The sequence below is a fragment of the Paenibacillus cremeus genome (assembly GCF_007786445.1).
In the GTDB taxonomy this organism is placed as follows: Bacteria; Bacillota; Bacilli; order Paenibacillales; family NBRC-103111; genus Paenibacillus_G; species Paenibacillus_G cremeus.
Window position 1 is genome coordinate 27,615 of sequence record NZ_VNJI01000007.1, and the last position, 19,842, is coordinate 47,456.

Sequence of the window (19,842 nt, forward strand, 5' to 3'; positions counted from 1 at the left end):
ACTTTGAACACTAATTTGTAATTATATCGAATTTCTGGAGCGGTTCCTATCGTTTTTTTGCTAGAATATAGAATAAGAAGCCGCGAACAAACGTGCCAAGCGGTTACACCAGGTTCATTCTGGTTACATTAATGGAACGGAAAGGAGCTGCAGGTCGGAAGATGGTACGAAAATTTATTAAAGCATTATCGGATCAAATCGCGAAAGATGACGCTTTCGGTCTGGCGGCCCAATGCGCTTATTACTTTTTATTGTCGTTGTTCCCCTTCCTCATCTTTATCGTGAGCTTGCTCGGATTTATGCCCTTCAGTTCCGACGAGCTGATAGAGTTTTCAAAGCAGTACATCCCTCGCGGCGTTGCGGTGGGCTTGGAATCGCAGCTGCGTGAAATCGTGGACATCAAGCGAAGCGCCAGCCTCTCCTTCGGTTTGCTCTTCTCCCTTTTCACCGCCAGTGCGGCGATGAATGCGATTGTCAATGCCGTGAACCGCGCCTACGGGCTCCCGGATCGAAAAAGCTACATCCACTCCCGGCTGCTGGCGATATTGCTGACCCTCGGGATGCTAATCGTCGTGGCGTCGGCATTGCTGCTGAGCGTATTCAGTCATTCTATCGGCGACTGGCTGGCCGCGCATACGTTCGTGCCGATCGACAAGATTAAGCTCTGGAACGTACTCAGCTGGATCATCAACTTTGCCATTTTGTTCTGCGTGTTCCTGGGACTGTATTTCATCGCACCCAACACCTGCTTACGCTGCAAAGAGGTGCTTCCCGGCGCCATTCTGGCCTCGATTGGCTGGCAGGTTACATCACTCGGCTTCTCGTATTATGTCAACCATTGGGGCAACTACAACGCGACCTATGGCAGCTTGGGGGGCGTCATCGTCCTGCTCACCTGGTTTTATTTATGCGCCTTCATCATCATTGTCTGCGGAGAGATTAATGCCATGTCTTATTTGCTGAAAAATCGAAAAGAGTAGAATTGCAAAAAGGGGCGGCCCTCGGTAGTTGAACTACTTCGAGAGACCGCCCCATTCTTCTAGTAGGAGTCGTACCGCTCCTCCTCCGCAATGCTTTGCAAATCGAACGCCGTGATGCTGTGGATCGGATAGGCTCTCGATTTCGCCAGCTGCTCCGCCGCTTCTTTCATATACTTCGGCGAGCCTTCCTTCTCTTCGTCATAGAGCAGGAGCATCCCGTCCGTGTTGCGCAGCAGAAACTTATTTTTCTCCCGAAACTGCCACGGCCCGTCGTACTTGCTTTTGGTGACGCTGTTGACGTAGTCCGCCCTGACCAGAATCGATCGGTAATAGGTCTGCTTCTCCTCGCTCCAGTTCTCGTCCTGCTCCAAAAACGGCGTAATGACGGCCACCCGGAGGTGGACGTACTGCTCCTTCAGCTCCAGCGCCGCATCCGCCGCCCACAGCTCCACGCCCCACTGCCCGCTGACGATGACCCATTCGAGCCCTTCGTCCATGAGCGACATCAGCCGGTTCTTAACCGCCTTCTTAATGATCTCGATCCCCGCATGCTTGAGCGAAAAAATGCCCAGCTCCTGCGCCTTATACCCCGTAACCAGCACCCTGTTCACTGTACCGCACTCCCGTCTGCTGCAACCGTTACATCGTGCCTAGTGGTGTCGGTTGTCAACACAAGCTCTCAACAGATACAGGTTAGCACAGTCCGCCGCCAGATGGAACCTATTTATCGCCCGTCGTACCTGGAGTCGACTTCTTTGGCTAAGGCGCGATACAGCTTCGTCTCCTCGGCTACCGGGTCCCATTGCGAAGGGATGCGAATCTCGGGATTAAACGGGAGCTTCTGCTTTACGGCCTGCGCGGTCGGCGGCATCTCCACTTCCCCTTCGGTTAACAGCTGCGCGAGTGTTTCTTCCACTTCTCGATGATCCATGTGCCTTACTCTCCCATCACCATGATTTTGACGATATCCAAAGCGTACCCGATTTTCTTCCACAATAACCAAAAGAGTATGTGAAAGCCAAATCCGCTTATACTATGATCAACTACGGCTTTAAGGCCCGAGGAGGTCGCCCGAAATTTGACTTCTGCAACTTCTGACCCATTAAAAGTCCCTTTTACTCAACGTTACGGCGTAGTACTCTTTTTGGCCATCTTGTTCACGGTCTTCTGGATCGTTCTAGCGTTTCACCCGACCAACCGGGTACAGTGGATCATGGAAAATATTCTGGTTCTTGCCGCGGTGATTTTCCTGACAATCCTAAGCCGCAAGTTTCCGCTTTCGAACCAGTCGTACTTCCTAATCTTTATCTTTCTATGCTTTCATACCTACGCTGCCCATTACACCTATGATGGTACGCCGTTCGACCGCTGGCTCAAAGAAAACTTTCATGCGCAGCGAAGCTACTTTGACCGCGTCGTTCATTTCTTGTTCGGCCTGCTCCTGGCCCCGGTCCTCAAGGAGGTGCTGGTGCGCACGAACCGCTTGAAAGGCCTCTGGATCTACGCGCTGCCGGTCGCCTGCGTGTTTGCGCTTAGCGCTTTCTTCGAGATCCTCGAGATGTTCGTCGCTCTATTCGGCGGATCGGCCGGCGAAGATTATATGGGGCTGCAGGGCGATATCTACGATTCGCAAAAGGATATGGGTCTCGGACTGCTCGGCGGCGCCTGCACGATGGGCTGGCTTGCATGGCGTCAAAAGCATCGGCACAGCGTGCCGGAATGATCATAATGAAAATAACCCCCCACGACTTGTGGAGGGTTATTATTGTGTTAGGCGGTCACGCGGGTATGCGGGAATACACGGCGTACCGGCATAACGATGAGAGCGGCGATCACCGCTTTGACCGCGTCGCCCGGCAGGTAAGGGTAGCAGCCTACTACCATCGCTTTCGCAATCGGCATCTTGGCTACATGTGCCAACCATGGCACTCCGACAAAATACAGCAGAAGCGAGCCGAACACCTCACATGCGAGGAACGCCAGCAGCAGTGGAACTGCGCCTTGCCCTTTGATCCGCTTCATCACAAGACCGATCAGGAGCGCTCCGAATGGAAACGCCCATAAGAAGCCGCCTGTGGCCCCTAGGACGACTGGAAGCCCCCCGCTGCCTTGCAGGAGCGGCAGACCGAGCGCCGTCAGCACGACGACGAGTGCAATGCTGAAAAAGCCATATAGCGGACCCAGCAGTGCACCTGCCAGCATAACGACCAAATTTTCTAGCGAGATCGGGATCGGGGTGAAGCCCAGATGAATATTCAAGTAGCTGGACACCACAAATAATGCGGCGAAAAGAGCGCTGAACACCATACCTTTGACAGTTATCAATGTTTTCATTGCCAAGCCTCCTCTTATTTGTTAACCTAAAAATAAGTTAACAGTTAACAATTAATTGCGATTGTAGCACACATCATCTCCGAGGAAAAGAGATTTTTGTCAAATGAGCAAATTAAAGGAATTCATAACCATTCATCAATTATCCGTTACTTTTCCTTCGGGTGAGCAGGAAAAAAAGGCACTGCAGCAGTTGGAGCTCTCCCTATATGAAGGACAATGGACGGCGATCGTCGGCTCGAACGGCTGCGGCAAAAGCACGCTCGCCAAAGTATTGACCGGCTTAATTCCGCCAACAAGCGGAAGCGTTCAGATTGATTCGAAGGCCCACCCGGCGGTTCAGATGGTATTCCAAAACCCGGAGACTCCGATCATAGGGGAAACGGTGTACGAGGATGTTTGCTTCGGGCTGATGAATTACGGAGTGGACGCTGAGGCTATGAAACGGCGGGCGCTGGAGGCGCTCCAGCAGGTGGGGTTGCTTCCGCTTGCGGAGGCGCAGACGGCCTCCCTCTCGGGAGGTCAGAAGCAGCTGCTCAATATTGCCGGGTGCTTGGCGCTGAACCCGCCGATCTATGTGTTCGATGAAGCAACCTCGATGCTCGATCCCCTATCTCGACAGCACGTGCTGGAAGCGGTGAGGAAGCTGCACGATCAGGGGCACACGATCCTCTGGATCACCCAGCTGCTCGATGAGCTCGCTTGGTGTGACCGGGTTGTGGCGATAGAAGACGGGTCAATTGCGTATGATGGTCCGAAGACGGACTTTTTTTATCCCGCCTCGGGGGATGAACAAAGTGTTTGCGAAAGCTTGGGCTTTGTAGCTCCATATACCGTAAAAACCGTTCAGGCGCTCCGGAAGCGCGGATTTCAGCTGAATCCCCTGCCCGTATCGCCAATTGAATTCAGTAAGGCTGTGAGTGCACTTTATGATTCGAATTAATCAACTGACGATATATCCAGGCAACGACAGCTCCCTGCCGCCCCTGCTCTGCGACATCGAGACGGTGTTCGAGCCTGGCACGATTACGCTTCTCGTTGGCCGAACCGGTGCCGGCAAGAGCACGCTGCTTCAGACGTTGGCCGGTCTGCTGCCGCTTGGCGCGGGAAGCATCCGCTACGACGACCTCCCGCTCTGGTCACCGGACGGACACATCGCGGAAGCGGTGCTCCACCGGCTTGGCATCACGTTCCAGTACCCGGAGCGCCAGCTGTTCGCCGAATCGGTGCGCAAGGAGCTGGCGTATTCGCTGCGCCCGCTGCGGTTGTCCGCGGAGGCCAGCGAGCGGGCCGCTCTGGAGGCGATCCACCAGCTGAGGCTTCCGCCGGAGCTGCTGGATGAGCCGGTCCTGACGCTGTCGGAGGGGACGAAGCGGAAGGTTGCGATCGCCGGGACGCTGGCGGCGAAGCCTGAATGGCTGCTGCTGGACGAGCCGACCGCAGGCATGGATCCGGGCAGCATCGAGCTGCTCAAGGAGCTGCTGCTGGCCCATCGGGCTAGAGGCGGGGGCATCGTCGTGGCCAGCCACGATCTGGATGCGCTGCTGCCGCTGGCCGATCGGGTGCTCATGCTGAAGCACGGCACGGTGCTGGCGGATTGGACCCCTGGGCCGCGCGATCACGAGCTGCCTGAGCTGCTGCTGCGCGCGGGGGTGGGCTGGCCCAGCAGCATCCAAATTCACGCCGCACTGCAAGAGGCGGGAATGGAGCTTAGCGGCAGCACGTTCACCCCGGAGGAGACGGCTGGGGCGATCGCCGAGCAGTTGGTGCAAGCGGCAGCGGCAGGCAGGAAAGCCAGTGCGGCTTCTGCCATCAAGACATCGCTCCAATCTCACGAGCAATGGGAATCGTCACTGCAGGCTCAGCCGCGAAAGCAGGAATCTCGCGCAGAGCGCATGAATCCGCTGGCGAAGTGGCTGTTTTACATGCTGGTGTCGGCTGGAATTCTAATGCAGGATGCTCCATTCGGCTTGAGTCTTGCCTCAGTCGTCACCGTGCTGACGATCTTGCTTTCTGGAGTGCCTATACGCAGGGTTGGTCGGGGGATTCGATTTTTTCTGGTGTTTATCGTGATTTCCAGCGTTATTGCTGGGCTCGGCGTTGAGGCGCGGGATCCTGCGGTGCCTCTGATGCTGTCGTTCTCTCTCGACTCGGCGCTCGTAACAGCCAAGCAGCTGTCCCGCTTCCTGCTGCTCATGGCTTTGAGTGTCGTATTCATTGCTACGACAAGCGAGCGGCGAATGCAGCGCGGTCTGGAGCAGGCGTTCTCCCGGCTGGAGCGGTTTCATGTACCGGTGTCGCTGATTACCTTTACCGCCGCGCTCATGCTGCGCTTTGTACACCTGCTGAGCCGGGAGGTTGAACGCCTTTCTCTGATTACGCAAGCCCGAGGCAAAATCCGGGTCAAACCGGGCACGATCCGGCTGCGGGACCTGCCCGTCTTTCTCATTCCGCTGCTGCTGTCCATGATGAAGCAAGCCGAGGATATGACCTATGCCTTGGAGGCGCGGGGCTATCGGGTTAAATTCCGGGGCACAAGCACCACTTTCGAGCGGATGCCCTTCGATCGTCTGGATAAGCTAATTACCGCTTCGGGCGTGCTGCTGCTGATTGTGCTCTATATCATTCATAGGTTTGGGCTGTAATCCAGAAGCTCAGTGCTGCCCCGGACCAAAATACTGCACAAGAAAATAAATCGCTGCGATGTTCATCAGCAATAAGGCCGGTACTCCGAGAATAAAAGAGGTGTGCTTCGTCTTATGACGCCACACGCGCATGCCAAGCCAAGTTCCCAGCGCGCCGCCGATGGCCGACAGCCCGAACAGCTTTTTTTCCGGCACGCGCCGCTTGCCCTGCTTGGCCCGCGACTTGTCGTCGCCCATCGTCCAAAAGCTAAAAATATTGATCACGATCAAATAAAGAATAAACAGCTTCATATGTGCTCCCTCTCTTTTTCGGCTTACGAAGTTAAAATGCAAATTCCATCATACCACAGTTCATGCAAAAAGAGACTGCCCTAGCAGGACAGCCTCCGTAGTCAACCTTAAGTCTCACTCAAATGGACGGACGATTCGGCTCGTGCCGATCCTTATGAAAGGTAGGCATCAAGTTGGCTTTGCTTTCGATCGCTTGATTGGAATTATCGGCCATCGATTGCATTTTTTGCTGCATACTTCTGCTCTTGTTCTTCCTACTCATTGGATGGTGCCTCCTTAAGAGTGAAGTCTTGGATGACAGCTATAGTATGCCTGCCCGCCCTTAGGATCATGCAATCCCGGTTCAATCGGTCCCTTAGAACGCCCAATTGCCATGGCGGAATACCGGCTCGACCGTGCCGTCCGGCAGCTCGCCGTCAATGTCCAGCTCCGCAGAGCCGACCATAAAGTCGGCATGCGTCAGGCTCACGTTCGCTCCGCGGGCGATCAGCTCGTCCTTGGTCATTTTGGTCCCGCCTTGAATGTTGACCGGATACGCACTGCCCACCGCAAAATGGCACGAAGCATTCTCATCCACACCCGTGTTGAAGAAGATCCGGTTCAAGTTCGAGATCGGCGAGTCATGCGGCACAAGCGCGATTTCGCCCAAGAATGATGCTCCTTCATCCGTCTCGAGCAGCGCCTTGAGATTCTCATACCCCACCTCGGCGGTATAGTCCACCACTTTGCCGTCCTTGAACGTCAGCGAGAACTTGTCAACAAGTCGGCCGTTTAGGTTGAGCGGCATCGTGCTGGTCACCTTGCCGTTCACGCCGGTCCGGTTTGGCATCGAGTACACTTCCTCCGTCGGCATGTTGGCGACAAAATAGACGCCGCGCTCATTCGTATCGCCTCCGCCCAGCCACAAATGGCCCTCTGGCAGCTCCACGCTCAGATCCGTGCCTGGCGCCTTGTAATGCAGCCGCTTATAGTTTTTGCGGTTCAGCACCTCCTGTACTTCTTTCAGCTTCGCGATATGCTCCCGCCATGCAGCCACAGGATCGTCAGCATACACCCGGTTCATTTGAAAAATCGTATCCCACATGGCACTCACGCGCTCTTCCTCCGGCAGCTCCGGGAACACCTTGGCCGCCCAGGCTTTCGTTGGCGCTTTTACGAGACACCAGGCCAGCTTATTCGTGCGGACGTAGCTCTGAAAGGTTTGTCTTGCCACAGCCATCGCCTTAGTCGCACTCGTGACTTTCCACGTATCAATGCCTTTGAACAGCTCCGGATCCGGCACTTTAATATTGAGCAAGGCTCCGCCGCCCTCGGCCAGCTGCTCCATCATCTTCGCCGTCCATTCCGGATAAAATGAGAACGATTCGTCCGGGGCATATTCGTAGCGGGTACGGGTTACGCCCTCGTCCTCCCACTCCACTTGCACGTATTTGGCGCCGGCTTCATATGCTTTTTGTACGATTTTTCGGGTTAATTGTACGGTTTCGAGCGGGGATTGAATGATGAGTGTCTGCCCCGGCTGAATATTCACGCCTACTCGCACGAGGAGCTCCGCGTATTTTTCTAAGTTTTTGTCCAAATCCTGCATCATCGTTACTGTTCTCCTTCGGATTGACTTATAACCTTATGTAATGGGTAAGATGACCTTCCCCTACGATCATACCCTAGCTTTCCCTTTATGGCAAAAAAGAAAAAGATTCCTGTCACCGGAACTCTTTTTCGATCGATGCTAATGCTTAGCTCAGCGTTTTGTCGCCGGCTTTCCAGTTCGCTGGGCACAGACCACCCGATTGCAGCGCCTCAAGAATACGGAGCGTTTCATCGACACTGCGGCCGACGTTCATATCCGTCACCACTTGGTAGCGCACGATGCCCTCCGGGTCGATCAAGAACAGCCCGCGGTGCGCGGCGCCTGACGCTTCATCAAGCACGCCGTAGCGCGCGGCCGCTTCCTTCTTGAAATCCGATGCCAGCGGATAGCGGATCGCCCCGATGCCCTGCTGATCTCTCGGGGTATTAATCCACGCGCGGTGTGTGTACACGCTGTCTACGGAAACGCCCACGATGTCGCAGTCGAGCTCTTGGAATTGATCTAAGTGGTAGCTGAAAGCAATGATTTCCGTCGGGCAAACATAGGTGAAATCGTACGGCCAGAAGAAGAGCAGCAGCCAGCGGCCGCGGTAATCGGATAAGGAGACCGGCTCCTCGAGCGTTTGCAGGTTTTTGGTCGATGGCAGGGTGAAGTCAGGCGCTTGAAGTCCGATTTTTACGATTTCTGGGGTTTGGGTGGTAGTTGTAGTTGTCATAGGTTTCATTCCTCCTGGGATTTGGTTTTTTATTAAAGGGCTAATGCTTTTTTCAAACGGATGGGGTTTAAGCCTAAAATTTTCGTTTCTCCGATCACCGTGACAGGAACCGAGCTCATGCCCATGTCGCGAAGCTCGTTAGCGTAGGCTTCATTCGTATCAATGTTACGCTCTTCGAACGCTACGTTCTGATCGGTCAAATACTGCTTCAGCTGCGCGCAATAGGTGCAGGAAGTGCTGGAATAAACAATCGCTCTTGCTTGAGATGTTGATGTAGTAGTGGACATAAGGATTCACGCTCCTGTTATTTGTATTGCGGGATCAAGTGCTCCCGTCGATGTATAAATTTATCTACCGCCATGGCGGCGATGGCGCCGTCTGCAGCGGCTACAACCGCTTGCTTCACCGGAGAACGCCGAACCTCTCCTGCTCCGAACACACCGGATACGGTGGACTGCATGAACTCGTCGAGCACCATAAAGCCTTCGCCGTCGAGAGGGACTTGCCCATCCAGAAAATCCGTCCCCGGCTTGCTGCCCGACAGGAACACGAACACACCGTCCACGTTCAAAAGCTGCTCGTCACCTGCGTTTGGCTTGATGCGCAAGCCTTCCACCTGCTGATCGCCTGTAATTTCGAGCGGTCTGGTTCGGAAGTATACCTCGGTGTTATCGAGTGCAGGGAGTGCTGCAACCCCTTGGAGCTCCGGTCTCGGAATTATAAAATGAATCTTCGAGACGATCCGGCTCAGCGCCAGCACCTCATCGAGCGCTTCCTCGGAGTCGCCGATGACGGCGATCTCCTTGCCAGCATAGAACGCACCGTCGCATGTGCTGCAGGTGCTTACCCCGCGGCCGAGCAGTTTCTCCTCGCCCGGCAGCATGCGGTTTCGCCCCTTCGAGCCGGTGGCGATAATGACGGCCTTGGACTCGAGCATCCCGTCCGCCGTGAATACATATTTCGTGTCGCCCTCGAGGTCGACCGCAGTAATCGTCGTGTGCTTGAATTCCGCACCGAAGCCGATCGCTTGCTCGCGAATGCGCTCCAGCAGCTCTTTGCCGCTCAGCTCCTCGGCGATTCCGGGATAATTCGCAATTTTGTGCGTCAGGGCGAGCGCCCCGGCATTAGGCGCCTTATCCAGCACCAGCGTGGATAAATGGCCTCTGGCCGTATAGACGGCTGCGGATGCTCCGGCCGGCCCACCGCCGATAATGATCACATCGTACATATTCAACATCAGCTCCGATCATTTAACCATATTTAGTTTTAGACTTAGTTCAAATCAATTTGATGAGTAAAATATACCACGCGCTTCATCCCTCATCATGAAGTGTAAATGATGGTCAGATGAAGATTCCATGAAGATGATGACACGGCGGGCACAAAAAAAGAAAAACGCTTCCTATCGGAATCGAAATCTCCTTAGGAAGCGTTGCGTTGTTATGAAACAGTTGTTTATCCATCCGCCAGCCGATACCCGACACCACGTACGGTCGCGATATAGCTTGGAGCTTTTGGGTTATCTTTAAGCTTTTGACGCAAGCTTTTCATATGGACGTCCAGCGTGTTGCTGCCGCCAAAATAATGCTCGCCCCAGATTTGATCCATGAGCTGCTGTCTGGACAGCACTGCACCGTCCGCGGCAATCAGGGCGTGAAGCAAATCGAACTCAGTTTTCGTTAAATCAATTCTTGTCCTGCCGCGACTGACCGTCATACGTTTCGTGTCCACCGTCAAATCCTTGTACACCAGCTGATGCTCTCCCGCCCCCGTGTCTACTACAGAAATAGAAGAAGGCTGCTGGTTCTGCAGCACCGATTGAATGCGCTGCTTCACATCTCCCGGGTAGGCCGGCCGCCATAGGATGGTGCGGGCATCGGCAGCTCGGCGGGAGCCTGGACGCACCAGATGGTACGCCGGTGCGTCCACAGCCAAAGCGAGCGCGTCGAGCTCAGCTAGCGGCATCTGCTGCTCCATCGTCATATCGACGATCAGCAAATCCATGGACAGCCGGGCCACCGCGTTCTCATCCAGATGATGAAATACCATTACATCATAGCATTCGGTCGTCAATTCCCGTACGAGCTCATGCAATAAGGAAGGAATCGGGCTGACGATGACGATGCGGCGAGTCGTCGTGCACGTGGCACCGAATGGGATTACCGGCTCCTGCATCGCGTTCACTCCTTGTTCGTTTTGCATTCCGGGCACACTCCTTTGAACACTATGTGCTCTTCCTCCAAGGCATAGCCGGTTTCCTCCGCGATCGCGCGGAGCCATTCGGCCGGGATGCCGGTGAATACCTCATCGACTTTACCGCACATACGGCACACGATATGCTGGTGATCCTCCACCCTAGCATCGTAGCGGCTGGCGTCTCCATCAAGCTTGAGCTCCCGGATGAGCCCTGCCTCTGTCAAATAGCGAAGCGAATTATAGATCGTGCCATAGGCAAAGCTAAAGCCGCGTTCTTTAAGCCGGTCAATAATGTCAGCGGCGCTCGGATGGTCCGAGCTTTCGATGACGACATCGTATATGGCTTTGCGCTGCACCGTCAGCTGAACTTTTTTCATCGTAAGCCCCCACATTATACTTGAATTTAGATTAAGTATAATATTATAACATTTCTAAAGCAATACAAAAAAACCATCATGGAGATTATTTTCTCCTGATGGCTGTCCTGATCATTCCGTGTGGTTATAGCTGCTGCTTAAGCAGTTATATCGTCGGTTTCGCGGGTGTCGGGCGCATTTGCTGCGATTAGCTGAGCGTTACTCGTAATCCCTCATAATGAGACATAAATTCTGCGACCTTGGCCTCCAGCACTTCTCGGTTCATACGCGTTCCGAAGAGCTCGGGATCCGGCAGCAGGGTTACGCTCGTTCCCGTTTCGCTGGTCGCTCCTACCTTATTTAAGCCGGTTTGCGGGACGCCGTTCTTGTACTCCTGCCGATAGATCGCCCCATCACGCCGAATCTCAACCGACAGCTTGCGAGACAATGCATTGATTACAGCAATGTTGATCCCCTTCTCCGCCCCTGGTGCGGTGAATGGAGCAATAGTACGGTTCAAGTCGGTCAACACGGCCTGCACCATGCTCTTCTCCGTCTGCGGGATCGTTTGCACCGGAATCCCCCGCCCGTTATCAGCCACTGTCATGCTCCCATCATCATGCAGATAAATCCAGATTTCACTGCAAAAGCCTGCTTTATGCTCCAAGATCGAATTCTCCACCACCGCCCACAGCAATTGGTACGTATCGTACCCCTCGCCCGTGTCCGTACCCAAATAACGCCCTGCCTGCGCTCTTACTTCCGTCATGTCCATGTAATCACAGGTATCCTGTAAATCCGAGACCGCCGCGAGCAGTAACATAATCGGCAAAATACGATCCTTCGGCAGGCTGTAGCGGCCTCCGCGGTCCTCTTGCTGCAGCAGATCAGCTCCGAGCAGCGCCTTCATATGATGGTACAGCTGACCGGTCGTGCCCATCTGCAGACGTTCGACCAGCTCCGTCCCTGTCAGAGGCTCGTGCAGGACAGCGGTCATAATCTCCAGCCGCTGCTTGTGCCCGAGCGCCGAAAGCACCTTAGCCGCCTTCTCGTGATTTTGTGCGATCAGCGCAGCTAGCTCCCGCTCCTGTGGAGCCCAGCGAAACATCTGCTCTCCGCTGTCGATCTGCCCGGAGTAATAGACGGCTCCCTGCTTTCCCGCTATGGGGGTACGCGTTTCCAGCGGCTTCACCTTGGGTAAATCCGTACGTCCCCGTTCCACCGCCGAGATTTCCAATGCTTTCAGCAGCTCCTGCATCTGAAGATTAATGCGATCAATTTCCGCGCCATAGTCTCTGCTCATGAGGATATGCACCTCCAAATATTTTTACGTATTATCGTATTACGTAATTATTATAAAACATTTAGATGAAATTGTAAATGCATTTTTACAGACTTCACGAGCTGTGTTAGAATAAAGTTTTGCATTTGCACACATCACAACCAACATCCAGAGGTACAACCTATGAACCCGCAACCGGCTTTTCCCGCTTCGCGTTTCCTCATTTTGATTTTTATTGTTATTTTAACCGGCTTCAGCCAGGGGCTTCTCCTCCCGCTGCTGACGGTGCTGCTGGAGCATAGCGGTATTTCCTCCGGCATGAACGGCTTGAACACGGCTGTCTTGTATTTGGGCGTGTTTCTTACGATGTTTTTTATTGAAAAACCATTGGCGCGCTTCGGCTACCGCACGATGATTTTGGGCGGACTGCTGCTGGTCATGAGCGCTTCAGTTTTATTCCCCTTGCATGCGGGACTCTGGTTCTGGGCAGCCCTTCGCTTACTGGTTGGCATCGGGGAAAGTTCGCTGCATTATTCTACCCAGCTGTGGATTATTGCAACGAGCCCTGCGGATCGACGCGGCCGCAACATCTCCTTCTACGGCATGTCCTACGCAACAGGATTCAGTCTCGGGCCGCTCGGGATTAATCTGCTGCGGTTCGGCGATTGGCTTCCTTTTGCGTTAATTGCAGTTTCTTTTGCTGCATGCATCGTGCTGCTGCTTCGTCTGCCGAATGCGATGCCGGAGAAGCAGACGGTGGATCGAGAAAAAACAGCTCCGCCAGGCAACCGGTTCATTCGCGTCTACGCGATCGCCTGGTTTGCGCTAACCCCGTCCTTTTTGTACGGGTACATGGAATCGACGATGAACGCGAATTTTCCCGTGTATGGGCTGCGCTCGGGTATCACGGAGGCGTGGGTCTCGATCCTGCTGCCGGCGATTGGGTTCGGCAGCCTGATTCTGCAGCTGCCGCTCGGCGAGCTGAGCGACCGCATCGGCCGCAAGCCCGTCCTGATCGGCGCAGCGACCTTCGGTGCGCTGGCTTTTCTTGCCGTCCCTTGGTCGGGCGGGAATGTGTGGCTCATGCTGCTGCTGCTCGGGGTCGCGGGCGGGCTGGTCGGCTCGTTCTTTTCGCTGGGGCTGGCGTACATGGCCGATATTCTGCCTCGTACTCTGCTGCCTGCAGCCAACGTGATCGCGTCCATCCACTACAGCATGGGCTCGATGGCCGGGCCGAATCTGGGCGGCTTTGGGATGCAGGTTTTGCCGCTGGGCTCGATGTTTGTTTTTCTGGGCGGGCTGTTCCTTTTGTTCGCGGTAAGTGGATTGACGTTTCGGCGGGGGCGGGAGGTTGTTGAGTCTAGCATAAACCTATCCGTTTGAGCGCTTGAAGGGATTAGTATGTTTTATGCTTATGCATACGACCCCACCACATAATAAAAAAGGCGCTCACCGGGGCGATCCCCGGCAAACGCCTACAAATTTATGAGTTCCAAAACCGGACACAAACGCCCTTCTCCACCTCGGCCCGATGGCCGGTGTCCTGCAGTCGGCCGGTATCCGCATCGATGCGGAAAACCACCACGTTCGCGGTGTCCTGATGCGCGGCGATCAAGAAGCGGCCGTCCGGTGAAATCGCGAAGCTGCGCGGACGCTGTCCAAGCGATTGGGCGATCTCCACCAGCGTCAGACGGCCGCTAGCCTCATTGACCGCGTACACGGCGATGCTGTCGTGCCCCCGGTTCGAGCCGTACACAAACCGGCCGTCCGGCGAAATCTGAATTTCAGCGCAGCTGTTGCCCTCTCGCACTTCCGCCGAGATGTCCTCGGGCAGCGTCGAGATCGTATGAATCTCGCACAGCATGCCGCTCTCTTCATCCTTGAGATAAGCCGTCAGCGTGGCATTCAGCTCATTGATGACGTACACATAAGGCTTCGTAGGATGGAACGCCATATGCCGAGGCCCGCTGCCCGGATGCGCCACTGCTTCCCCAACAGGAACAAGCTTCCAATTCTCCGTGTCTGCCGTATACACTTTAATCCGGTCAATGCCCAGATCCGCAACATAGATGAATCGGCGTGACTCATCCACATAAGCGGAGTGCACATGGGAACGATCCTGTCGGGTCGGATGCTCCCCCGCGCCCAGATGAGCGTGCATATCGCTTCGGGGTGCCAGTTTGCCATCCTCGTCCACCGGAAGCATCCCGATCATGCCGCCGGAATAGCTGGAAGCGAGCACGTACCTGTCCACCGGATTCACATGAATGTGACAAGTCGCCTGTCCGACGCTCTCCTGTGAGTTTAGCGGGCTCAGTTGGCCGCTGGCCGGATCAAAAGAGAATGCGACAGCGAGTGCGCGCTGATCCTCGCCTGCTTCCGTTTCCGCCACCGCATACACCCTGCGATTCACATGGTCTACATCCAAAAAGCACATATTGCGGAAGCCCTGGGCATCGCCAATTTCATTCAACGCCCCTGTGTCCGCATCAAGCGAAAACACATGCACCCCCGTCTCCGTCGCTTCCGAATACGAGCCGACAAACATAATGAAGTCCTTTTTCTGCGGCATGATCCAATGACCTCCATATTATGGGTATATAGCTTCACCATACTAAAAAAACAATGAAGCAGTCAACACTCTGGTTGTCCTGCCTCATTGCCTTATGGATCTCCAGTGCCTCCTGCACGAAGCGGTGCTACTTTTTCAAATTCAGCTTCTCCTGGATCAGCCTGTTCATGTCTTCATCGGCCTCCCGGAGAGCCGTGTTCAAATCCTTCTCGTCGACAATGTAGGCGTTGAACGATTTGGTCAGCACTTTATCGACATCGCCATCCGGGAGATATTTGAACGGCGTCATGACCGCAAACTTAAGCTTCGTCATCACCGATAAATTTTTCCCGTTAAAATCCGCCAGACCTTTGCCAAACTCCGATTTCACCTTATCGTCCTTCAGCACGGTCAAACGGCCGTTGCGCGTCATATCCGCCTGCACCTCATTGCTAAGCAGCGTATCGAGCACGAGGAACGCTGCGTCCTTCACCTTGCTTTGCTCGGTAATCGAAAGAATCGGCGAGTCCATCCGTTGGCCAATGCCCGGCGATTTGCGGTGCTGCGGGTACGTCACCATATCCCAATTCAGCTGCGGAGCCTTTTTGAGCGAATTGAGCAGGTTGCTGTGGCTTGCGATCATCGCCAGTGTTCCGTCGACGAACGCCGTTTGATTTTTGCCGGCATTCGGCACTTTGAAGTCGCCTTCGGTCAATTGCGGCATTTTGAACAAGGTGCCCCACGTTTGGAACGCCTCGCGCCACTGCTCATTGCTTAGAAGCGATTTGTTCGCGCCAAAATCGGCAAATGGAATCGAGAGCTGCTGCTGAATGCGGCCGATTCCATCGGGGAAAATCCCGCGATACAAAACGCCGTTATCCGAGCGATTGAACTTTTTGGCGATCTCGACGACTTCATCCCAGTAAATGCCGTCCTTCGGATACGGAACTCCAAATTTATCGAATATATCCTTGTTGTAGAACAGCGCAAACGTGTTCGTATACGCAGGCAGTCCCGCCAAGTACGATTGTCCTCCGGCGATTTTTAGCGTTTCCAAGGCTTCGTTCGAGAATCGGCTCGTATCGAAGTTGTACTTTTTCATCAGCGGTTCCATGTTAAAAATCATTTTGTTATCGGCTAGGTTGCTGCCCATCGGACCCGGATAGTTCCCAACAATATCCAGCGTTTCTCCAGCGGCGATTAGATCCGGCAGCTTGGCGGATGGATTGACGCGCTCCACTGTGATTTGCGGGTATTTCTTTTTGACGGGGTCCACGATATACCGAGTGAACTCCTCATCCGAGAACATCCCCCCGCTGGCGAAAAATCGAACCGTCACCGGGTCCTTGCTTAGCTCAGCCGGCTGTCCGGGACTAACCGGTGCTGTGGCAGGTGCTGGAGGCTGTGTCTGAGCGCTGCAACCAAACAGAGCTACCGTGCTGCATAACGTAAAAGAGATCCATGCCGTTTTTTTCCACATCGTGGTGCTCCCCCTCAATTCATGTTGACTTGCTGCTTGTGACGCTGCGGTCCGGCATGGCACCATAACGTGACTACCGGATCCTCTTGGCTGGAATGCAAATGATGATCCTCGCCCGGCTCCACCACCACCACATCACCGGCTTGAACGGGATGCATCTCGCCATTCAGCTCCATAAAGCCATGCCCCTGCAAAATGAAAAAGGCTTCACAGTCCGTATGGACGTGGTAATCCCTTCCCTCCGGACCATCATTCGTATGACTGCGCTCCCCCGGCTTGCAAAAGGCCAATCCACCGCTGTACAAATACGCCCCCGGCAGCACACTTTGAAACATGTGCCCCTCTGCAGACGGTTGCAGCTGCAAATCCTGTAAACGATATTTTCGCATGGTATGTATCCTCTCCTCTGCTGTTCAAGAGCTGTATGCGTTTACATTTCATCATAGCTGAAGTCTCGCGGATTGAACATTGCATTATTTACGAAGGGTTGTCTTAATTTGTGATTTTCTTCCATATAAAAGGAAAAGACGCTCACGCTGCGGAATCTTCCCCCGCTTCGTAAGAGCCCGGAACATTATGGAATCGCCTCAATCCGGTCCACCTTTACATATTGAGATGCTTGAAATAAGTCAAATCATGACGGCACGCTTCGAACAATTCCTTCGTCATGCTATGGATTTCATCCAGACTGAGCACCGCTGCAGTCAGCGGGTCGAAGTAGAGGGAGTGGTATATTTTTTGCGGATCTCCGGTCAATGCGCCCTCGACGGCCAGCTCCACGCATCGAGCATTGATATTGTTTAAAAGCGCCAGCTGATCCGGCAGCGGACCGACATGGATCGGATCAAAGGTGAGCGGCTCCAAATCCACCTGCAGCTTCATATCCCGATACTCAGCCAACCCGCCGTTATAAGTCAGAATAATGTCCGGAACCGTGCCGGCCGCCACCTAATCCGGAATCCGTGAGCCCGTCGCAGGACGGATCAGGGCAGCGGTCCCGGTGTAGCTCGGACGGTCCGATCAAGAATAGATCGCCTTCACGAAGATCGTACTGCTCGTCTTCGATCCAAATCTCCAGCTGGCCTTTCATGATGAATTACAGCTTGATTTCCTTCTGGTACCGCCACTCCGTCGTGTTGACCTTGCGGGGCGGATGGGTTACTTTCAGCCAGATGAGCGGATTGTCGTACGTAATGGGATTTTCCTTTGCCGTCCCTTCGCCTCCTGTGTTTAATACAGGCTTCTCCACAAGTAAAATGTGGCATATGCTTCCAAATTTGTCCACCCTAAAGATAGCCTCCGAATGTCCTCGAGTGTAGGCTTCTTCTCCAATCCCAGCAAATGCTTGATCGCATTGTGCAGTCCGACATCCTCGATCGGAAACGCCGCCGGCATGCGCAAACACCGCATCAAGACATAATTGGCCGTCCACGGTCCGATGCCGCGAATACTAACGAGCCGTTTTTCGGCTGCTTTCAAATCGCCCGCCTCTACCAGCTGCGCTTTCGTTAACCCGCCTTCCGCCATGAGCCGCGCCACACCGAGCAAATACTCGGATTTTTTCCCTGTCAGCTGCAATGCGGTTAAATCACCAAGCGCTAATTCGGCAATGTCCTCCGGCTTAGGGAATGTCCAGAACGTCCTGCCGTTCCACTCCACAGACCGTCCGAACATCTCCACGAGCCTTCTTTTCAGTGTATAGGCAAAGGTCAGATTAATTTGCTGCCCGATGATGCCCCAGCACAGCGCCTCAAATAAATTCGGGATGCCCATAATCCGAAGCCCGCTGAACCGGTCAATCACCTTCGACAACAGCGCATCCTGCCTGGCCAATTCGTAAAATGCCGACAAATCCGCATCCAAGTCAAACCACTCACGAACATATCTGGCCACCGCCGCTCGCATCTCCGCTTTTTGCTCAGATGCATCATCGCCTAAAAATCGGACCCGAAGAACCCCCTCTTCTTCACCTGAGATTTCAACCAATGGCGGGACCTCGGAGGCCTGCCCGGCAAGTGGGATCAGCGTAAAGATGCATCCCTGGTCGATCTGGTACATCACTTCTTTGGCCGATCTAGCCAAGTAATCCAAATTTACGTTATACCGAAATGTCTCCGGCGTGAAAAGCACGATTTCGCTCCCGCGATCCTCCCAATTCATACGGCTCCAAACCCTCCCAAGATGAGTTTCTATGTCAGCCTAGTGTAGCCTAGTTAAGGTCTAATTTCGAGCGTCCACACTTTTGCAATCTTGCGGTTTCATTCGGAACGACTTTCCTTGCACACAATTTCGGGTATACTTTGCATTGGAGGTGGATTGGGCAATGATTACCGAATTGAATTTAACGGAGGAGCGGTGGCAGGCGATTGCAACCAACAATGCCTCGTTTGATGGCACGTTTTACTATGCGGTAACGACGACCGGCATCTTCTGCCGTCCCTCCTGCAAATCGCGGATTCCGAACCGGGAGCATGTACGCGTATTCTTAAGCGCCCAGCGTGCACTGGAGGAGGATTTCCGGCCGTGCAAGCGCTGTAAGCCCGACGACCGGCAGCTGCCTGAAGCCGAATGGGTGTCCTTAATCACCCGCTGGCTGGAAGCTCATTACGCCGAATCGATCACGCTCAAGCGGCTCGCGGAGCATTTTCATGGCAGCCCCTATCATTTGCAGCGCACATTCAAACGCTTGACGGGACTCTCCCCGTCTGATTATACGACACAGCTCCGAATCTCCCATGCTCAGACGCTGTTGTCCAGCACAGACCGCTCCATTATGGAAATTGCGGAATCGGTGGGAATGCCCAATGCGGCTCATTTTTCTACCGTATTCCTGAAGCACACGGGATTTACCCCAACAGAATATCGCCAAATGCTTACGCAACAAGGAGGCGCCCCCCATGAAGCCGAATAACAATGAAACCATGTACTGGACCGAGAGCATACTGGAGCAGTTCCCGCTGGTACTTGTAGCCACTTCAAGAGGACTTTGTTACGCTGGAGCTGGGACTGAAGCATCGAATGAATTCATTCAGTGGGCAAAAAAGCATCTCCCAAGCCATACCCTAGTCCGAGATGATAAGCAGCTTCGGCCGTACACCGAGGAATTCGCTGCCTATGAACGGGGGGACCTGACGATGTTCACGCTTCCTCTCGACTATTACGGCACGGCCTTTCAGCGCTCGGTTTGGACCGCTCTGCACGCGATTCCCTACGGACAAACCTGCTCTTACACCGAGCTTGCCGTTCAGCTTCAAAGACCGGACGCCGTCCGCGCGGTCAGCACCGCTATTGGCGCGAATCCGATCCTCATCGCCGTGCCCTGTCACCGAGTCATTGGCAAGAACGGAGCGCTCACAGGCTATCGCGGCGGGCTGGAGATGAAGGCGGCCCTGCTCGAGCTGGAGAAGGAGTCTTAAAATAAACC

26 protein-coding genes are annotated in these 19,842 nt (G+C 54.2%); 7 read left to right on the forward strand and 19 right to left on the reverse strand.

Translation table 11 applies throughout. The features are described from left to right. The first annotated feature begins 161 nt into the window (after positions 1-161). Positions 162-980 (forward strand): YihY/virulence factor BrkB family protein, encoded by an 819-nt coding sequence (locus FPZ49_RS07185; protein ID WP_144845017.1) that lies wholly within the window; start codon positions 162-164, stop codon positions 978-980. Positions 981-1,039: 59 nt separating this feature from the next. Here FPZ49_RS07185 and FPZ49_RS07190 read toward each other — a convergent pair whose 3' ends face one another. Next, positions 1,040-1,591, reverse strand: a complete 552-nt coding sequence (locus FPZ49_RS07190) for a DUF1273 domain-containing protein (RefSeq protein WP_144845019.1) — start codon at positions 1,589-1,591, stop codon at positions 1,040-1,042. Positions 1,592-1,704: 113 nt separating this feature from the next. Then, complete coding sequence (locus tag FPZ49_RS07195; protein ID WP_144845021.1) at positions 1,705-1,911, reverse strand: hypothetical protein; 207 nt, start codon at positions 1,909-1,911, stop codon at positions 1,705-1,707. Between the two features lie 147 nt (positions 1,912-2,058). Here FPZ49_RS07195 and FPZ49_RS07200 point away from each other — a divergent pair, with 147 nt between their 5' ends. Continuing rightward, the gene (locus FPZ49_RS07200) at positions 2,059-2,703 is read left to right on the forward strand and encodes a DUF2238 domain-containing protein (protein ID WP_261381305.1); all 645 of its coding nucleotides are present in this window, start codon (positions 2,059-2,061) and stop codon (positions 2,701-2,703) included. A 47-nt stretch (positions 2,704-2,750) separates the two neighbouring features. Here the strand turns inward: FPZ49_RS07200 and FPZ49_RS07205 are convergent, their stop codons facing one another. Further along, positions 2,751-3,314, reverse strand: a complete 564-nt coding sequence (locus FPZ49_RS07205) for a biotin transporter BioY (RefSeq protein ID WP_144845023.1) — start codon at positions 3,312-3,314, stop codon at positions 2,751-2,753. Positions 3,315-3,417: 103 nt separating this feature from the next. On the opposite strand from FPZ49_RS07205, the gene FPZ49_RS07210 reads away from it, so the two are divergent. Next, positions 3,418-4,254: an energy-coupling factor ABC transporter ATP-binding protein gene (locus FPZ49_RS07210; protein WP_144845025.1), complete on the forward strand. Its 837-nt coding sequence runs from the start codon at positions 3,418-3,420 to the stop codon at positions 4,252-4,254. Then, entirely contained in the window at positions 4,241-5,956 is a 1,716-nt protein-coding gene (locus tag FPZ49_RS07215) for an ATP-binding cassette domain-containing protein (RefSeq protein ID WP_144845027.1), read from the forward strand. Before FPZ49_RS07210 ends, FPZ49_RS07215 begins: the two co-directional genes overlap by 14 nt. A gap of 9 nt (positions 5,957-5,965) precedes the next feature. Here the strand turns inward: FPZ49_RS07215 and FPZ49_RS07220 are convergent, their stop codons facing one another. The 9 genes from FPZ49_RS07220 to FPZ49_RS07255 all read right to left on the reverse strand — a co-directional run bounded on the left by FPZ49_RS07220 (position 5,966) and on the right by FPZ49_RS07255 (position 12,408). Then, positions 5,966-6,247 (reverse strand): DUF1294 domain-containing protein, encoded by a 282-nt coding sequence (locus tag FPZ49_RS07220; RefSeq protein ID WP_144845029.1) that lies wholly within the window; start codon positions 6,245-6,247, stop codon positions 5,966-5,968. A 118-nt stretch (positions 6,248-6,365) separates the two neighbouring features. Further along, positions 6,366-6,509 (reverse strand): hypothetical protein, encoded by a 144-nt coding sequence (locus FPZ49_RS35410; RefSeq protein ID WP_186445666.1) that lies wholly within the window; start codon positions 6,507-6,509, stop codon positions 6,366-6,368. A 93-nt stretch (positions 6,510-6,602) separates the two neighbouring features. Next, entirely contained in the window at positions 6,603-7,835 is a 1,233-nt protein-coding gene (locus FPZ49_RS07225) for an aminopeptidase (RefSeq protein WP_144845323.1), read from the reverse strand. A gap of 148 nt (positions 7,836-7,983) precedes the next feature. Beyond that, positions 7,984-8,553, reverse strand: a complete 570-nt coding sequence (locus tag FPZ49_RS07230; RefSeq protein WP_144845031.1) for a peroxiredoxin — start codon at positions 8,551-8,553, stop codon at positions 7,984-7,986. A gap of 32 nt (positions 8,554-8,585) precedes the next feature. Next, a complete protein-coding gene (locus FPZ49_RS07235) occupies positions 8,586-8,840 on the reverse strand; it encodes a glutaredoxin family protein (protein ID WP_144845033.1) in 255 nt (84 codons plus the stop codon). Positions 8,841-8,857: 17 nt separating this feature from the next. Further along, complete coding sequence (locus FPZ49_RS07240) at positions 8,858-9,781, reverse strand: NAD(P)/FAD-dependent oxidoreductase (RefSeq protein WP_144845035.1); 924 nt, start codon at positions 9,779-9,781, stop codon at positions 8,858-8,860. Between the two features lie 227 nt (positions 9,782-10,008). Further along, positions 10,009-10,755, reverse strand: coding sequence for a winged helix-turn-helix transcriptional regulator (locus tag FPZ49_RS07245; RefSeq protein ID WP_186445667.1), 747 nt, complete (start codon positions 10,753-10,755; stop codon positions 10,009-10,011). Then, the gene (locus FPZ49_RS07250) at positions 10,734-11,126 is read right to left on the reverse strand and encodes a Fur family transcriptional regulator (protein WP_144845039.1); all 393 of its coding nucleotides are present in this window, start codon (positions 11,124-11,126) and stop codon (positions 10,734-10,736) included. The genes FPZ49_RS07245 and FPZ49_RS07250 overlap by 22 nt, the downstream gene beginning before the upstream one ends. A gap of 187 nt (positions 11,127-11,313) precedes the next feature. Continuing rightward, positions 11,314-12,408, reverse strand: coding sequence for an ATP-binding protein (locus FPZ49_RS07255; RefSeq protein ID WP_144845041.1), 1,095 nt, complete (start codon positions 12,406-12,408; stop codon positions 11,314-11,316). A gap of 162 nt (positions 12,409-12,570) precedes the next feature. Here FPZ49_RS07255 and FPZ49_RS07260 point away from each other — a divergent pair, with 162 nt between their 5' ends. Next, positions 12,571-13,770 (forward strand): MFS transporter, encoded by a 1,200-nt coding sequence (locus tag FPZ49_RS07260; RefSeq protein WP_144845043.1) that lies wholly within the window; start codon positions 12,571-12,573, stop codon positions 13,768-13,770. A gap of 100 nt (positions 13,771-13,870) precedes the next feature. Here the strand turns inward: FPZ49_RS07260 and FPZ49_RS07265 are convergent, their stop codons facing one another. The 7 genes from FPZ49_RS07265 to FPZ49_RS07295 all read right to left on the reverse strand — a co-directional run bounded on the left by FPZ49_RS07265 (position 13,871) and on the right by FPZ49_RS07295 (position 18,578). Then, complete coding sequence (locus FPZ49_RS07265; protein WP_144845045.1) at positions 13,871-14,959, reverse strand: lactonase family protein; 1,089 nt, start codon at positions 14,957-14,959, stop codon at positions 13,871-13,873. Between the two features lie 127 nt (positions 14,960-15,086). Beyond that, the gene (locus FPZ49_RS07270) at positions 15,087-16,418 is read right to left on the reverse strand and encodes an ABC transporter substrate-binding protein (protein WP_186445668.1); all 1,332 of its coding nucleotides are present in this window, start codon (positions 16,416-16,418) and stop codon (positions 15,087-15,089) included. A 14-nt stretch (positions 16,419-16,432) separates the two neighbouring features. Then, positions 16,433-16,807: a cupin domain-containing protein gene (locus FPZ49_RS07275; protein ID WP_144845049.1), complete on the reverse strand. Its 375-nt coding sequence runs from the start codon at positions 16,805-16,807 to the stop codon at positions 16,433-16,435. Positions 16,808-17,021: 214 nt separating this feature from the next. Then, positions 17,022-17,366, reverse strand: a complete 345-nt coding sequence (locus tag FPZ49_RS07280; protein ID WP_222429883.1) for a family 4 glycosyl hydrolase — start codon at positions 17,364-17,366, stop codon at positions 17,022-17,024. Beyond that, positions 17,326-17,508 (reverse strand): AraC family ligand binding domain-containing protein, encoded by a 183-nt coding sequence (locus FPZ49_RS07285; RefSeq protein WP_144845051.1) that lies wholly within the window; start codon positions 17,506-17,508, stop codon positions 17,326-17,328. The genes FPZ49_RS07280 and FPZ49_RS07285 overlap by 41 nt, the downstream gene beginning before the upstream one ends. Before the next feature lie 6 nt (positions 17,509-17,514). After that, complete coding sequence (locus FPZ49_RS07290; protein WP_144845052.1) at positions 17,515-17,703, reverse strand: hypothetical protein; 189 nt, start codon at positions 17,701-17,703, stop codon at positions 17,515-17,517. Beyond that, a complete protein-coding gene (locus FPZ49_RS07295) occupies positions 17,649-18,578 on the reverse strand; it encodes a DNA-3-methyladenine glycosylase family protein (RefSeq protein WP_144845054.1) in 930 nt (309 codons plus the stop codon). Before FPZ49_RS07295 ends, FPZ49_RS07290 begins: the two co-directional genes overlap by 55 nt. Positions 18,579-18,741: 163 nt before the next feature. On the opposite strand from FPZ49_RS07295, the gene FPZ49_RS07300 reads away from it, so the two are divergent. Together FPZ49_RS07300 and FPZ49_RS07305 are read left to right on the forward strand one after the other, a co-directional pair. Beyond that, positions 18,742-19,329 (forward strand): bifunctional transcriptional activator/DNA repair enzyme AdaA, encoded by a 588-nt coding sequence (locus FPZ49_RS07300; RefSeq protein ID WP_144845056.1) that lies wholly within the window; start codon positions 18,742-18,744, stop codon positions 19,327-19,329. After that, positions 19,316-19,834 carry a methylated-DNA--[protein]-cysteine S-methyltransferase gene (locus tag FPZ49_RS07305; RefSeq protein WP_144845058.1) on the forward strand — a complete coding sequence of 173 codons (519 nt, stop codon included), beginning with the start codon at positions 19,316-19,318 and terminating at the stop codon, positions 19,832-19,834. The genes FPZ49_RS07300 and FPZ49_RS07305 overlap by 14 nt, the downstream gene beginning before the upstream one ends. Positions 19,835-19,842: the final 8 nt, after the last annotated feature.

Coding starts and splice junctions, on each gene's coding strand:
- FPZ49_RS07185 (WP_144845017.1), top strand. CDS start 162: ATGGTACGAAAATTTATTAAAGCATTATCGGATCAAATCGCGAAAGAT.
- FPZ49_RS07195 (WP_144845021.1), bottom strand. CDS start 1,911: ATGGATCATCGAGAAGTGGAAGAAACACTCGCGCAGCTGTTAACCGAA.
- FPZ49_RS07205 (WP_144845023.1), bottom strand. CDS start 3,314: ATGAAAACATTGATAACTGTCAAAGGTATGGTGTTCAGCGCTCTTTTC.
- FPZ49_RS07210 (WP_144845025.1), top strand. CDS start 3,418: ATGAGCAAATTAAAGGAATTCATAACCATTCATCAATTATCCGTTACT.
- FPZ49_RS07215 (WP_144845027.1), top strand. CDS start 4,241: ATGATTCGAATTAATCAACTGACGATATATCCAGGCAACGACAGCTCC.
- FPZ49_RS07220 (WP_144845029.1), bottom strand. CDS start 6,247: ATGAAGCTGTTTATTCTTTATTTGATCGTGATCAATATTTTTAGCTTT.
- FPZ49_RS35410 (WP_186445666.1), bottom strand. CDS start 6,509: ATGAGTAGGAAGAACAAGAGCAGAAGTATGCAGCAAAAAATGCAATCG.
- FPZ49_RS07225 (WP_144845323.1), bottom strand. CDS start 7,835: ATGCAGGATTTGGACAAAAACTTAGAAAAATACGCGGAGCTCCTCGTG.
- FPZ49_RS07230 (WP_144845031.1), bottom strand. CDS start 8,553: ATGACAACTACAACTACCACCCAAACCCCAGAAATCGTAAAAATCGGA.
- FPZ49_RS07235 (WP_144845033.1), bottom strand. CDS start 8,840: ATGTCCACTACTACATCAACATCTCAAGCAAGAGCGATTGTTTATTCC.
- FPZ49_RS07240 (WP_144845035.1), bottom strand. CDS start 9,781: ATGTACGATGTGATCATTATCGGCGGTGGGCCGGCCGGAGCATCCGCA.
- FPZ49_RS07245 (WP_186445667.1), bottom strand. CDS start 10,755: ATGCAAAACGAACAAGGAGTGAACGCGATGCAGGAGCCGGTAATCCCA.
- FPZ49_RS07250 (WP_144845039.1), bottom strand. CDS start 11,126: ATGAAAAAAGTTCAGCTGACGGTGCAGCGCAAAGCCATATACGATGTC.
- FPZ49_RS07255 (WP_144845041.1), bottom strand. CDS start 12,408: ATGAGCAGAGACTATGGCGCGGAAATTGATCGCATTAATCTTCAGATG.
- FPZ49_RS07260 (WP_144845043.1), top strand. CDS start 12,571: ATGAACCCGCAACCGGCTTTTCCCGCTTCGCGTTTCCTCATTTTGATT.
- FPZ49_RS07265 (WP_144845045.1), bottom strand. CDS start 14,959: ATGCCGCAGAAAAAGGACTTCATTATGTTTGTCGGCTCGTATTCGGAA.
- FPZ49_RS07270 (WP_186445668.1), bottom strand. CDS start 16,418: ATGTGGAAAAAAACGGCATGGATCTCTTTTACGTTATGCAGCACGGTA.
- FPZ49_RS07275 (WP_144845049.1), bottom strand. CDS start 16,807: ATGCGAAAATATCGTTTACAGGATTTGCAGCTGCAACCGTCTGCAGAG.
- FPZ49_RS07285 (WP_144845051.1), bottom strand. CDS start 17,508: ATGAAAGGCCAGCTGGAGATTTGGATCGAAGACGAGCAGTACGATCTT.
- FPZ49_RS07295 (WP_144845054.1), bottom strand. CDS start 18,578: ATGAATTGGGAGGATCGCGGGAGCGAAATCGTGCTTTTCACGCCGGAG.
- FPZ49_RS07300 (WP_144845056.1), top strand. CDS start 18,742: ATGATTACCGAATTGAATTTAACGGAGGAGCGGTGGCAGGCGATTGCA.
- FPZ49_RS07305 (WP_144845058.1), top strand. CDS start 19,316: ATGAAGCCGAATAACAATGAAACCATGTACTGGACCGAGAGCATACTG.